The organism is Paenarthrobacter sp. NPDC058040 (assembly GCF_042885775.1).
Lineage (GTDB): Bacteria > Actinomycetota > Actinomycetes > Actinomycetales > Micrococcaceae > Arthrobacter.
The window spans coordinates 264709-277841 of sequence record NZ_JBHVRN010000003.1; the positions used below are offsets into that span (position 1 = coordinate 264709).

General features: G+C 64.5%; 13 protein-coding genes. 11 read left to right on the top strand and 2 right to left on the bottom strand.

Translation table 11 applies throughout. The annotated features are described in order from the left end of the window. Positions 1 to 134: 134 nt before the first annotated feature. A complete protein-coding gene (locus ACFVSJ_RS05835) occupies positions 135 to 869 on the bottom strand; it encodes a permease (RefSeq protein WP_387435102.1) in 735 nt (244 codons plus the stop codon). Positions 870 to 1133: 264 nt separating this feature from the next. Between ACFVSJ_RS05835 and ACFVSJ_RS05840 the strand changes: the two genes are divergently transcribed. From ACFVSJ_RS05840 to asd, 10 genes are all read left to right on the top strand, one after another. Continuing rightward, positions 1134 to 1832, top strand: a complete 699-nt coding sequence (locus ACFVSJ_RS05840; RefSeq protein WP_216925061.1) for a response regulator transcription factor — start codon at positions 1134 to 1136, stop codon at positions 1830 to 1832. Between the two features lie 206 nt (positions 1833 to 2038). Continuing rightward, entirely contained in the window at positions 2039 to 3010 is a 972-nt protein-coding gene (gene mshD, locus ACFVSJ_RS05845) for a mycothiol synthase (protein ID WP_387435103.1), read from the top strand. 104 nt (positions 3011 to 3114) lie between these two features. Continuing rightward, a complete protein-coding gene (locus ACFVSJ_RS05850) occupies positions 3115 to 5364 on the top strand; it encodes an RNA degradosome polyphosphate kinase (RefSeq protein WP_387435105.1) in 2250 nt (749 codons plus the stop codon). Between the two features lie 8 nt (positions 5365 to 5372). After that, complete coding sequence (locus tag ACFVSJ_RS05855; RefSeq protein WP_387435107.1) at positions 5373 to 6341, top strand: NUDIX domain-containing protein; 969 nt, start codon at positions 5373 to 5375, stop codon at positions 6339 to 6341. A gap of 71 nt (positions 6342 to 6412) precedes the next feature. Further along, complete coding sequence (locus ACFVSJ_RS05860; RefSeq protein ID WP_387435108.1) at positions 6413 to 8056, top strand: hypothetical protein; 1644 nt, start codon at positions 6413 to 6415, stop codon at positions 8054 to 8056. Further along, positions 8053 to 8451 (top strand): GntR family transcriptional regulator, encoded by a 399-nt coding sequence (locus ACFVSJ_RS05865; protein WP_387435109.1) that lies wholly within the window; start codon positions 8053 to 8055, stop codon positions 8449 to 8451. The genes ACFVSJ_RS05860 and ACFVSJ_RS05865 overlap by 4 nt, the downstream gene beginning before the upstream one ends. After that, positions 8448 to 9251, top strand: coding sequence for a thymidylate synthase (locus tag ACFVSJ_RS05870; protein WP_387435110.1), 804 nt, complete (start codon positions 8448 to 8450; stop codon positions 9249 to 9251). Before ACFVSJ_RS05865 ends, ACFVSJ_RS05870 begins: the two co-directional genes overlap by 4 nt. Next, on the top strand, positions 9248 to 9847 hold the full coding sequence (locus tag ACFVSJ_RS05875) for a dihydrofolate reductase (RefSeq protein ID WP_387435111.1): 600 nt from the start codon (positions 9248 to 9250) through the stop codon (positions 9845 to 9847). The genes ACFVSJ_RS05870 and ACFVSJ_RS05875 overlap by 4 nt, the downstream gene beginning before the upstream one ends. 19 nt (positions 9848 to 9866) lie before the next feature. Then, positions 9867 to 10088 (top strand): NF038396 family protein, encoded by a 222-nt coding sequence (locus ACFVSJ_RS05880; RefSeq protein WP_387435216.1) that lies wholly within the window; start codon positions 9867 to 9869, stop codon positions 10086 to 10088. Between the two features lie 105 nt (positions 10089 to 10193). After that, positions 10194 to 11336: an aspartate-semialdehyde dehydrogenase gene (asd, locus tag ACFVSJ_RS05885; protein ID WP_387435112.1), complete on the top strand. Its 1143-nt coding sequence runs from the start codon at positions 10194 to 10196 to the stop codon at positions 11334 to 11336. Between the two features lie 79 nt (positions 11337 to 11415). Here the strand turns inward: asd and ACFVSJ_RS05890 are convergent, their stop codons facing one another. Beyond that, positions 11416 to 12564, bottom strand: coding sequence for a winged helix DNA-binding domain-containing protein (locus ACFVSJ_RS05890; RefSeq protein ID WP_387435113.1), 1149 nt, complete (start codon positions 12562 to 12564; stop codon positions 11416 to 11418). A gap of 86 nt (positions 12565 to 12650) precedes the next feature. Between ACFVSJ_RS05890 and ACFVSJ_RS05895 the strand changes: the two genes are divergently transcribed. Next, positions 12651 to 13130 (top strand): hypothetical protein, encoded by a 480-nt coding sequence (locus ACFVSJ_RS05895; RefSeq protein WP_387435114.1) that lies wholly within the window; start codon positions 12651 to 12653, stop codon positions 13128 to 13130. The last annotated feature ends 3 nt before the right edge of the window (positions 13131 to 13133 follow it).

Here is a 13133-nt window from a genome sequence, read left to right on the forward strand (position 1 = left end):
CTGATTACTTCTGGCCCTTGAAAAGACGGTAAACAACAAAACCGGCGAACCAGGCCATGGAGATGCTGGCGAGGCCGAGGAGGACCAGGAAGAAGATTTCAAATGCGAGAACAGACATGATGCCATCCTAACCGTTAGTAGATGAGTAGTTTGTCTATGAAGTATGCGAGCGCCCCCACAGCCCAGACGGGTGCGACCCCCATGCCGAGCACCGCGGGGAGGTTGAGGCGGCCACGGCGGAGGGTGGTCATGCGGCGGAAGCACACCAGGACCGAGCCCATGGCCACGCCCACCAACGCGGCGGGGATAACGGCGATGTCGGAGAAAACCAGTCCGGCGAGCGGCCCCATCAGTCCGGCCATGACAACGCCCAGCGGCGCAACAATGCGGTCCGGCCAGCGAATGATGCCCACCACCAACGCAACCGCGGCGCTGAGGCCGGCAACCACCACCATTTCCTTGACGCCATTGAACCGGGCTCCGGCTATCCATCCCGCACCGAGGCAATTAAGCAAGACGCCTGCGCAACAGCCGAGGGTGGATTCAAGGCGCTGCGCTTGTCCCGTGCCCCTGACGAGCTGAATGACGAAGACGGCCATCACGCCCAGCGCAATAAAGGCAGGCGTGCCGTCCAGGAATCCCGGCGCAGGCATATAAGCGGCAGTAATGGCTGAGCCGGCGCCAGCCAAAGCAATGACGGAGGCAAGGGTTTTCTTGGCGGGGACGGCCAGGAAGTGCGGCCATCCAATTCCCACAGCGGCGGATGCAACTATTCCCACGCCCACCATGGCTTCCCGGGAAACGAAGGTGCTGGCCACAATGGCTGCGAGGGCCACGAGTCCGAATACCCCAATGCTCCAAGACTTCACTGTGTGCCCGATCCTCGATTCGATGCGCCTAACGACCCTCCGACAATCCTGCCTCATGGCGGCCCCATATGTCGTAATTGCGGTGCCTGCCCGTCACGAATCCCTGACTGTGAGGGCCCTGGTGGGTATACTCGGACATCAACAGTGCACTGTGTTTGCCTCGATCCCGTTACAACGGCAAAGGCGATCGCAGTTCACCGTGACCGGCCGGTGAAACTCCGGTTTCGACGCCCGATGATGCGCGGACAGCCCATTGGAGGAACTATGTCGCACATCCTGCTCCTGACGAACAGCACCGGCTCATCGGTGGACATCCTGCCTGCCTTGGAGTTGCTCAACCACCGTGTGCACATCCTTCCGGCAGAACCTACAGCCCTGCTTGAAACAGACCCCACGGACATCGTCTTCCTTGATGCACGCAAGGACCTGGTAGGCGCACGCTCCCTGACCCAACTGCTCAAGGCCACCGGCCTGAGCGCACCCCTCATGTTGATCCTGACCGAGGGCGGCATGGCGGCCGTTTCCTCGGCTTGGTCCGTCGACGACATCGTGCTCGACTCTGCCGGTCCTGCAGAAGTCGAAGCCCGCATCCGCCTTGCCATGGCGCGGGCCGTACCGGGCGAAGAGGAAACGCAGACCGAAATCCGCGCGGCCGGCGTCGTGATCGACGAGGCGAGCTATACCGCCCGCGTCAGCGGCCAACCGCTCAACCTGACCTTCAAGGAATTCGAACTCCTCAAGTACCTCGCGCAGCACCCTGGCCGCGTGTTCACCCGCCAGCAGTTGCTGACCGAGGTCTGGGGCTATGACTACTACGGCGGTACGCGCACGGTGGACGTGCACATCCGTCGTTTGAGAGCGAAGCTTGGCGTGGACCACGAGAACCTCATCAGCACGGTCCGCAACGTCGGCTACCGCCTGACGCTGGTCCGGCTGCCGGACGACGAGCTCTCGGAAGCCTGACACGAAAGCAAAGAAGACCGGGAATCCCAGTGATTCCCGGCCTTCTTTTTGTTGTGGAGGACATACGGGTCGAACGTATCGAAGCCACCCCACTGGTGGATCCCCCTCGCATCCGGCTTTCACGGCCGAACGAGATATCGAGACTACCCCGGTTCGCCTGCCACAGCAAAATCGCAGGGCTTGCCCGAGGCGTATAGCCTTGCATCATGAGTCACGCGCACCCCGAGAACTGGCCCGTACTGCTCATCACCGGCGCCCTGGATCCCGGACTCTTCAGGGACTTCACCACGCTCGCGACTGCGGCAGGCGAAGCGGATGGGAACCCCCCGCTCTCGGAGCAGACGCTGGTCACCTTGCGCGGCGCGGACGGGGGCGGGCATTCCCTGCTTTCGCTGGCGCTCTATGCTCCGGACGAGGATTCGGATCCCGCCACCGCGGACGACCTCGCGGGCATCGCCGTCGTCATTGAAGCGCCCGACGGAACCGGCGTCCTGGAACTGGCCGTGCACCCCAGCTACCGCAACCAGGGAGTAGCGGGCCGCCTGCTGGCGGCGTTGCGGGACAAGCGGGGCTTCGAGGGACTGACGGCGTGGTCACACGGCGACCACGAGGCCGCCGCCGAACTCGCCGCCCGCTTCGGGTACGGACCGGTTCGGGAACTGAGAAAGATGCGGTTAATGTCTTCCACCGCCGCCCTGCCCGACGCCGGCCTGCCGCCGGAGGTTTCACTGCGCGCCTTCGTCCCGGGCCAGGATGAGCAGGCCTGGCTTGCGGCCAACCGCGCCGCCTTCGCACACCATCCCGAGCAGGGCTCCATGACTCTGGCCGATCTGCAGGCCCGCGAGGCCGAGGATTGGTTCGATCCCGAGGGCTTCCTCCTGGCCGTGGATCCCGACGACAACCTCCTGGGCTACCACTGGACCAAGATCCACCCCCGGCAGGGAACCCACCCGGCCATGGGCGAGGTTTACGTGGTGGGCGTTGCTCCTGAGGCGCAGGGCATGGGCCTGGGCAAGGCATTGACCGTGGCCGGCATCCGGTACCTCCAGGACAAGGATCTGCACTCCGTGATGCTCTATGTGGACGCGGACAACCAGGCCGCCGTTGCCCTATACCAAAAACTGGGCTTTGTCCGCTGGGACACGGACGTTATGTATGGACCGTTAACCAAAATTTAACCCACTGTGTCCGGGTGCCGGAAAGGCCTGGACATCTTCGATTCGGGCCACCCAATTGCTTGTAATGTGGGAGGAAACCCCAGTCCTGAGCTTAGGAGAAACCCATGCAGCCGGACCCCGTCGGAACCGCCGGATCCACCTCCAAGGGCGCAACGTTGCCCGCGCGCTTCGGCTCATCTGAAGTGCCGGCAGCGCGGGCCACCCAGGACCGCATCGACATCCCCGAGTTCGCGCCGAGCCTGGAACCCGAAGGCGACATCTCACCGGACCGCTTCCTTGACCGGGAGCTCAGCTGGCTTGCGTTCAACTCGCGCGTCCTGGAGCTTGCCGAAGATCCGGACCTCTTCCTGCTGGAACGCGTGAACTTCCTCTCGATCTTTGCCTCCAACCTGGACGAGTTCTTCATGGTCCGCGTTGCCGGACTCAAGCGCCGCATCGCCACGGGCCTTGCCGTCCCCTCCCCCGCAGGCCTGAGCCCCATCGAGGTCCTCGAACAGATCGGCGAGGAAGCCCACAAGCTGCAGGAACGCCACGCCCGCGTGTTCGCAGAGCAGATCCGCCCCGCGCTGGCCTACGAGCACATCCACATCATGCATTGGAACGAACTCGACGAGGAAGCACGCCACCGGCTCAGCCTCATGTTCCAGGAGAAGGTCTTCCCGATCCTCACTCCCCTGGCCGTGGATCCGGCCCACCCGTTCCCCTACATTTCCGGGCTCTCCCTGAACCTGGCCGTGATCGTGAGCAACCCGGTCAGCGAAAAGGAACTCTTCGCCCGTGTGAAGGTTCCGGACCAACTGCCTCGCTTGATCTCCGTCGACGGACCCCGCGCGGGCGCCATCCCCGGCCGCGTAGCCCGCTTCATTGCCCTGGAAGAACTCATCGCGGTCCACTTGGACAAACTGTTCCCGGGCATGGAAGTGCTGGAGCACCACACCTTCCGCGTCACCCGCAACGAAGACGTCGAGGTGGAAGAGGACGACGCGGAGAACCTGCTGCAGGCACTGGAGAAGGAACTCCTGCGCCGCCGTTTCGGTCCGCCTGTGCGCCTTGAAGTCACCACGGACATCAACCCGAACATCCGCGCCCTGTTGGTCCGCGAACTGGGTGTGGAGGAGTCCGAGGTCTACTCCGTCCCGGCGCCGCTCGATCTCCGGGGCCTCTCGGTGATCGGCAGCATCGACCGCCCGGACCTGCACTACCCCAAGCACGTACCGCACACGTCCAGGTACCTGAACGAATCCGAGACGGCCAAGGCAGCCAATGTATTCGCTGCCATGCGCCGCCGCGACATCCTATTGCACCACCCGTATGACTCGTTCTCCACGTCCGTCCAGGCATTCCTTGAGCAGGCGGCCGCCGACCCCAAGGTCCAGGCCATCAAGCAGACCCTGTACCGGACCTCCGGCGACTCCCCGATCGTGGATGCCCTGATCGATGCTGCCGAAGCCGGCAAGCAGGTCCTGGCGCTCGTGGAGATCAAGGCCCGCTTCGACGAGCAGGCCAATATCTCCTGGGCACGGAAGCTCGAACAGGCTGGCGTGCACGTGGTCTACGGCATCGTGGGGCTCAAGACGCACTGCAAGCTGTCCTTGGTTGTCCGGCAGGAAGTGGATGGCCTCCGCCGCTACTGCCACATCGGCACGGGCAACTACCACCCGCGCACGGCCCGCTACTACGAGGACCTGGGCCTGCTGACCTCCAACGAGCAGGTGGGTGAGGACCTCTCCAAGCTGTTCAACCAGCTCTCCGGCTACGCCCCGAAGTCCACGTTCAAGAGGCTCCTCGTCGCGCCGCGTTCGGTGCGCTCCGGCTTGATCGACCGGATCGAGACCGAGATCCGCAATGCCCGCGCAGGCGTTCCGGCACGCGTGCAGATCAAGGTCAACTCCATGGTGGACGAAGCCATCATCGATGCCCTCTACCGGGCCTCGCAGGCCGGCGTGAAGGTTGACGTCGTGGTTCGTGGCATTTGCTCGCTGCGCCCCGGAGTTCCGGGGCTTAGCGAGAACATCACCGTCCGCTCCATCCTGGGCCGGTTCCTTGAACACTCACGCGTTTTCGCCTTCGCGAACGGTGGCGACCCCGTGGTGTACATCGGCTCTGCCGACATGATGCACCGCAACCTTGACCGGCGCGTCGAAGCCCTGGTCCAGCTGGCCAGCAAGGACGACGTCAACACCGTACTGGACCTCATGCGCCGCTACGTCGACGATGGCACCGCCAGCTGGCACCTGGACAACCAAGGGCACTGGACCCGGCACCACCTGGCGGAGAACGGCGAGCCCTTGCTGGACATGCAGTCCTGGCTTTTGGCTTCGCGTTCCCGCCAGCGGGCAGCGGCACGGCGGTAAGGAAAGACTTGAACAGCGATACCCCCGTGGCAGACCAGACGGACCACCCGGGCGAACCGGTTGCCGTCGTCGCGGCCGGCGCCATTCCGTGGCGCATCCACAAAGGCACCCTCGAGGTGCTGCTCATCCACCGCCCGCGCTACGACGATTGGTCGTGGCCGAAGGGAAAGCTCGACGACGGCGAAACAGTTCCGGAGTGCGCTGTCCGTGAAGTGCGCGAAGAGATTGGGTTGGAAGGCATCCTGGGCATCCCCCTGCCACCCATCCACTATCACGTGAACGCCGGCCTGAAAGTGGTCCACTACTGGGCCGTTCGCGTCAACGGGGACCTGCTGCGCCCCGACGGGAAAGAGGTAGACAGCGTGATGTGGTGCAGCCCGGACAGGGCGGCATCCTTCCTGAGCAATCCCTCGGACGTTGCTCCACTTGAGTTCCTGGAGAAAGCCCACGTGCGAGGTGAGCTGGACACGTGGCCGCTGGTGCTGATCCGCCATGCAAAGGCCAAGCCACGATCCTCGTGGACCAAAGCCGAGGGCGACCGTCCCTTGGCCGCGACGGGGCAGCGGCAGGCTGTGGCGGTGCAGCGCCTCCTGCAGGGATGGAAGCCACAGCGGATCGTGACCAGCCCGTGGGTGCGTTGCGTGGCGACCATTGCGCCTTACGCCAAAGCCAGCGGAGCCAAGGTCAAACTGGTCGAAGCACTTACGGAGCACAACCACGAGCGGTCACCCAAGAAGACCGCAGCCGCCGTTGAAGCCCTCTTCGACAAACAGGTGCCGATCGCGGTCTGCACCCACCGGCCGGCCCTCCCCACGGTCCTGAAGCAACTTGGCCTGCACATGACGGGCGCCCTGCGAAAGCTGCTCCCGGAGTCGGATCCGTTCCTCACGCCGGGGGAAGTGATCGTGTGCCAGGTGGTCCGGGGCAGCGAGCGGAAGATTGTGTCCGTGGAGCAGGTCAAGCCGTTCGACGACTAAGTCCGGTTGACCCCCGCGTCTTTGTATCAAATACTTGACACATTGATTCGAAGACTTGGGGGGTCTTGACCGTGTCCTTTGATCTACCGCCGCTGCTGTTGCTCTGGCCTGCCGTCGGCGCAGTTCTGCTTTACGTTTTCCTCCGGGTGCAGGTGTGGTCCCGGCCTGATGCAAAGTCCGTGGCATCGCATGGACTGTGGGTGGGCATTATCGGCTGGATGGCCAGTTCCCTCCAAGGAGCCATGAGCGCCGGTATCATCCGGGCCAACCCGGGAACGTCGGCTGCACCCGTTACCCCCGGCCAACTCCTCAACGCCCTCTCCTGGCCGATCCTGGCTACCTTGGCCGTCCATGCCCTGGGCCAGTGGAGCTATCCCGCACCGAAAGCACCGCGCAGGTACGCCGAACTCACCGTCCGCAGGATCCGCGACGTCATCCCACGAAAGCTGGCTTGGGTTGCCGCGTCCGTCTTCACCTACGCAGCGCTGGTCATCGCCTGGATCGCGACGCTGCCGGCGTACGCTCCTGTCCTCCCGCCCTCTTCCCCCGGCCAGCCTCCCGAGTACAACACCGGTTACTCGGGGTACCAGGACGGGAGGATTGCCGGATGGGAACTGGCTGCCTGGCTCGGCGGTGCCCTGTTCGTCCTGGCGGTGGGCACATGGCTGGCACTGGTGCTCATCGCCCGGCGACGCCAACTCGAAACCCTTGACAGCGCGGACAACCGCGTCCTGCGCTCCATCGCAGCCAACCGCCTCCTCCGGACAGTTGCAACCATTGCAGCGGGCCTGGGCGCCATCGCCGGCAACTTTGCTGTGCTTCCGGCGCCCGGTGCCGCCTGGCAGTCGTCGTGGCTCAATGCGCTCGGCTTCGTCAATATTGCCGTCCTGCTGGTCATGTGGTGGTGGCGAGTGCCGAAGCTTCCCTCGCTCCAGGAGTCCCGGAAGCCGACGAGCGGCAACACCCTCCGGGCTGATCCGCGGACGCACGGCGCGGCGAAACTCAGCATCTCCCTTGGCGCAGTACTGGGCATCGTGGGGGCATTGCCCCTCCTGACGCTGGGCCTGTGGTTTGGCTATTTTTCGGCACAGACACAAGGAACCCTGGGCCCGGCCATCGTCGTGTCCGTGACAGCTACGTTGATCCTGTTCGTGATCATCGGCGGGGAACTGCTGATCGCCCACAACTATGGTGACCCAGAAGCACCCTTGCGCTGGCCGCGGCAAGCGGTATCGAGGGGACTGCTCGCCTTCACCATCGCGTCGGCAACGGTGTTCGCCGTGACCATGGCCCTGACCGGAGCTGGGCAGGCAATGCTGGTGGGTACACCGTCGTGGCCCGCTTCCCTGCTGCTGACCTGCGGGGTGGGGCTGGTGGGGGCCGCCGCGATCCTGGCCCCCCGCCGTCGTCGTGCTGTTCCGGAGGGTGACGCCGAACGCGGCCTGGACGCCGCGCTTCGGGCCATCACAATGTTCCGGATCGTCCGGACGCTGGCCGCCTACCTCCTGGCGAACGCCGGATTGTTGTTGCTGGTCAATGTCGAAGCCTGGGGAGCACTCTTCCCGGCGTTCGAAAGGATCGCCCCGAGCCCGTCAACCATCATCGGCGCCGTCCTTCTCGCGCTGGCCGTGGTTGCCGCCGTCACACCTGTCCGCAACCTGTTCCGCGCTATCCCCCGGGACAGCGCCACCAAGCAGAACCAAGCAACGCCATGACTGCCGGGATCACGATCGACCTTGCCGATCCCGTGCCGCCCTACGAGCAGATCCGCAGGCAGCTCAGCTCGCTGATCACCGTCGGAGCGCTCGCACCAGGCAGCCGGCTGCCGACCGTCCGGAGCCTCGCCGCTGATCTCGGCATCGCCGCAGGCACCGTGGCGCGCGCCTACAAAGAACTTGAGCAGTCCGGCCTGATTGAGGCACGACGGCGGAACGGGACTGTCGTCGTCGGCCCGCCTGCCGCCCCGAACGGGACAGGCGCGAGCGACGCGGCGGTCATGGCCGCCGTCGACGGATTGATCCGGGCGGCTCGGGAGGCGAGAGTCCGTGAGCAGACACTCATCGATCTGCTGCGGGCTCGGCTTGCCCAAACAAGTAAGCTGGACTCGTGAGCATTCCCACCCCTTATGAAGACCTGCTGCGCGATGTCATGGCGAATGGCACGCACAAGTCGGACCGCACCGGGACCGGAACGCGCAGCGTTTTTGGCCGGCAACTGAGGTTCGATCTGGCCACCAGCTTCCCGCTCATCACCACCAAGCGCATCCATTTCAAGTCCGTCGCAGTGGAGCTCCTGTGGTTCCTGCGCGGCGATTCCAACGTGAAGTGGATGCAGGACCAGGGCGTGAGCATCTGGGATGAGTGGGCGGACGCCGACGGCGAACTCGGCCCGGTGTACGGGGTCCAGTGGCGCAGCTGGCCCACGCCCGATGGCGGCCACATCGACCAGATCTCCGAGCTCATTAAGGGCCTGGAAGCCAATCCCGACTCACGCCGCCACATTGTGTCGGCGTGGAACGTCTCCGAACTCAAGGACATGGCCTTGCCGCCGTGCCACGCCTTCTTCCAGTTCTATGTTGCGGACGGCAAGTTGTCCTGCCAGCTGTACCAGCGCTCGGCAGACACGTTCCTGGGCGTCCCCTTCAACATCGCTTCCTACGCGCTGCTCACGCGCATGGTGGCCCAGCAGTTGGGACTGGAGCCCGGTGAGTTTGTCTGGACCGGCGGGGATGTCCACGTCTACGACAACCACGTGGAGCAAGTGACGGAGCAGCTCAGCCGCGAGCCGTACGAGTACCCGCAGCTGAACATCCTGCGGAAGCCCGACTCGATCTTCGACTACACACTGGACGATTTCGAGGTGGTCAATTACCGCCACCACCCCACCATCAAGGCGCCGATCGCCGTATGAGCACGCCATCAGAAGAGACGAACGTGCAGCTTCCCGGCGTCATCTTCACCCAGGAAACCGCTGCTGCCATGACCGGCATCGGCTTGATCTGGGCGCAGACCAAGAATGGCGTGATCGGCAAAGATGGCAGCATGCCCTGGCACCTGCCGGAGGACCTGAAGCACTTCAGCAAGCTCACAACCGGCCACCCGGTGATCATGGGCCGGAAGACGTGGGAATCCTTCCCTGACAAGTACCGGCCCCTGCCCGGGCGCACCAACATCGTGGTGACCCGCAACGAGGAGTGGGCATCGACGCCCGAGGCTGAAGGCGCCACCGTGGTGTCCTCCCTGGACGATGCCCTCCTCGAATCCCAGTTCGCGCCCGGCGGGCAGAAAGTGTGGATCATCGGCGGCGGGGAAATTTTCGATCAATCCATGGGCCTGGCCAACCTCGCGGTCATCACCATCATCGACGCCGACTTCGAAGGCGACACCTTCGCTCCGGAACTCGGCGACGACTGGACCTTTGACACCATGGCACCGGCCGATGGCTGGCTCACCGCCAACAACGGCACGAACTACCGGTTCACCTCGTGGCGCCGGACTGAAAGCTAGGAACCAGGACATGCAGGCAATGCTCAAGAAACCCGAAACCCTCTTCGTGCTGGGCTACATGCTGCTGCCGCTCTTCGCTTTGCTCTCGGCAATCGTGGGGCTGACAATGATCATCGGTGGCAACAAGATCCCCGGCATCATCGTCCTCGTGGTGGTCACGCAAGTTTTCGCCTTCGGTTCATTCTTCGCCCTGCGTGCCCGGAAGGCAGCCCTGCTACAGGAGCACGACGCCGGACAGTAGCTCCGTTTCGGTGCCTCCGGACGCTGTGGCGGGTGTCGTCGTCGTACGTTGTGCGGGTGACGTAACCAACAGCGGTGGCCGGGTCCGAAAGTTTAGACTGGGTGAATGACTACAGCAGCTAATCCGTCCGTTGGACTGGTCGGTTGGCGTGGCATGGTCGGCTCCGTCCTGATGCACCGCATGCAGGAAGAGAACGACTTCGCCAACATCAACCCGGTATTTTTCTCCACCTCGAACGCAGGAGGTGCCGCCCCGTCGTTCGCTGATGGGGCCGGTAACCTCGAGGATGCGTTCGATATCGAGACGCTTGCCAAGCTGCCGATTATTGTCACCGCCCAGGGCGGCGACTACACCAAGCAGGTCCACGGCGGACTCCGCAGCCGTGGCTGGGATGGCCTCTGGATCGACGCCGCCTCCACCCTGCGCATGAATGACGATTCGATCATCGTGCTGGACCCCATCAACCGCGACGTCATCGATGCCGGACTGTCCGGCGGCGTGAAGGACTTCATCGGCGGAAACTGTACGGTTTCCTGCATGCTGATGGGCTTGGGCGGCCTCTTCAAGAACAACCTCGTGGAGTGGGGTACGTCCATGACGTACCAGGCTGCTTCCGGTGGCGGCGCACGCCACATGCGCGAACTCCTGAACCAGTTCGGCACCCTGAACAACGAGGTCAGCAGCGAACTCGAGGACCCGGCTTCGGCCATCCTGGAGATCGACCGCAAGGTCCTCGCCACCCAGCGCACCGGCGTGGACGCCACGCAGTTCGGCGTTCCGCTTGCCGGCTCGCTGATTCCCTGGATCGATGCCGACCTCGGCAACGGCCAGTCCAAGGAAGAGTGGAAGGCCGGAGTCGAGACCAACAAGATCCTCGGCACGTCCAAGGGCGCCGCGGGCAAGGAACACATCGCGATGGACGGACTGTGTGTCCGCATCGGCGCCATGCGTTCGCACTCGCAGGCACTGACATTGAAGCTCCGCGAAGACCTGTCCGTCACGGAGATCGAAAACCTCCTGGCCAAGGACAACGAGTGGGCCAAGGTTGTGCCCAACACCAAGGAAGCCTCCATGGCGGACCTGACCCCCGTGGCAGCCTCCGGCACGCTGGACATCCCGGTGGGCCGCATCCGCAAGCTCGAAATGGGCCCGGAGTACATCAGCGCCTTCACCGTCGGAGACCAGCTCCTGTGGGGTGCAGCCGAGCCGCTGCGCCGCATGCTGAACATTGTGACGGGCAAGCTCTAGGCTCCACCGCATTCACGTCCCAAACCCGCTCTTCCGTTGCTGCGCAGCGACGGAAGAGCGGGTTTTCGACGTTAAGGCACTAGCCCGCCATGAACTTCGCGAAGGCCCTGCCCTGCGCCTGGAAGGAACGGGCGGCGGCCGGACCGAGTTGACCGTTGAAAGGCTCAGGGACCACGTCCGCTGCTTTCCCGTTGCCCGCCCGCGCCCACGTCCCCACCACGGAGCCGCCGGAAACAATGATCCGTTTGAACACCCCGTTCCGGCCCGGAACCACCAGTTCGGCATGCCCAGGATCCAGAACCAGGCTCCGGTCCTGGTATCCGAGCAGGTATTGATCGAACCCGGGCAGAGCCAGCAACGAGCGGGAGCCGGGGACACCGGCGTCGAGCATTGCGGCAGTCTCCGGCGAGAGCCAGTAGCTGGTCCCGTCGAAAGCGAGTTCCACCATCTGCTCCTGCACTGTGCCCAGGGCCTTCCGGGCCTCCGCGAGCGGCACCTGGCTCCACCACGCGAAGTCGCGGATGGTGGCAGGGCCGTGGCTTCGGATGTAGCGCAAGAGGAGTTCGGCGATGCCTTCCGCGCGGTCGAGGTCCCGGGACTCCTTGATCCACTCGTCGAAGGGCACGAACAGCTGCTGGACGCCTACCCTGCCGTTGGTGCCTGCCATGGGGCCTTGGACCAGCCATGCTTCCTGGCAGAGGCTGCCGAGGAGGTGGATGCCTCGCTGGGCCTTGGTGATCTGCCCGGCTTCCTCGAATGCCTCGAAGAGCTGTTCACGACTGGCACCGGTTGAACCTTCACTGTTCTTCAGCGTGTCCATGGTTTTGAGGGCGATGTCCCGGGCGTGGCCCACGTCGTCGGCGGTGATGCCAAGTTCCCGGTGCCGTGCGGTCAGCGACTTCATGAGGCGGGGACGGGTAATGGCCAGGATCCACCGCAGGTCTTCGGGCGCCAGCAGGTGGAGGGTTCCGCGCATGGGCCATGAACGGACGATGGTCCCTGCATCCAGGGCAGCCCGCACATGGGAAGCCGCTATCCCGGGCACACGCTGCCCCACTGCCCACAACGCGTGGCCAAGGTCCTGCGCCTGCGTGGCGGTCATCCAGCGGACAGCATCGGGAACCGAGGGAAACCCGCCGCCCAACAGGCCCTGGCTGACCATGCGCAGACGGCCCATGACCTGCGGCGGGACGGACAGCGTGCTGGAGGAAAGCGGCTTCGCAGGCATGCTTCATCCTATGGGCCTTCCCGGGGCACAGGGAACCTTGCCGCGCCTCCCAGCGGTCTTCCAGAACCGTTTCCTAGGATGGCTTCATGCTTTTTGGTGATCTTGCCCCTCTGGTGCGGCCGCTTAGCCGTTGGCTTGCCGCCGCCGGTTGGTGCTGCACCGCCATTGGGCTTGGCGCCGGACTGATCGTTGCAGTCGGCACGGGCGTGAGCCTGTCCCCTTCCATGCAGGGAATCCAGCTGGCCGGACTCATCGCCACCGCCGCCGCGGCCCTCCTGATCGGCACCGCGGCCGTGAGCCAGCCAGTCTCCGACCGCGACGACGACGCCCCCGAACCATGGTTCTATCCGGCGGCCGCAGCGCAGGTCCGCAGTTTCCTGCTGGGCTCCATTGTCATGTTGCTTGGTTTGGTCGGGTTCGCCGCGGCCGGGCTCTTCCTGCCCAGCGGGCCGTCCCCGCAGAGCATCGCCTTCAGCCAGATTTTCCTGCTCGGGGCAGTCAGTTGCGGGCTGACGTTCCTTCTCCTCAACAAGGTTCTCCCCATCGCGGAGCGGCGCGTCCGCTAGCGA

Coding starts and splice junctions, on each gene's coding strand:
- ACFVSJ_RS05880 (WP_387435216.1), top strand. CDS start 9,867: ATGCTCAAGAAACCCGAAACCCTCTTCGTGCTGGGCTACATGCTGCTG.
- ACFVSJ_RS05865 (WP_387435109.1), top strand. CDS start 8,053: ATGACTGCCGGGATCACGATCGACCTTGCCGATCCCGTGCCGCCCTAC.
- asd (WP_387435112.1), top strand. CDS start 10,194: ATGACTACAGCAGCTAATCCGTCCGTTGGACTGGTCGGTTGGCGTGGC.
- ACFVSJ_RS05850 (WP_387435105.1), top strand. CDS start 3,115: ATGCAGCCGGACCCCGTCGGAACCGCCGGATCCACCTCCAAGGGCGCA.
- ACFVSJ_RS05875 (WP_387435111.1), top strand. CDS start 9,248: ATGAGCACGCCATCAGAAGAGACGAACGTGCAGCTTCCCGGCGTCATC.
- ACFVSJ_RS05840 (WP_216925061.1), top strand. CDS start 1,134: ATGTCGCACATCCTGCTCCTGACGAACAGCACCGGCTCATCGGTGGAC.
- mshD (WP_387435103.1), top strand. CDS start 2,039: ATGAGTCACGCGCACCCCGAGAACTGGCCCGTACTGCTCATCACCGGC.
- ACFVSJ_RS05895 (WP_387435114.1), top strand. CDS start 12,651: ATGCTTTTTGGTGATCTTGCCCCTCTGGTGCGGCCGCTTAGCCGTTGG.
- ACFVSJ_RS05890 (WP_387435113.1), bottom strand. CDS start 12,564: ATGCCTGCGAAGCCGCTTTCCTCCAGCACGCTGTCCGTCCCGCCGCAG.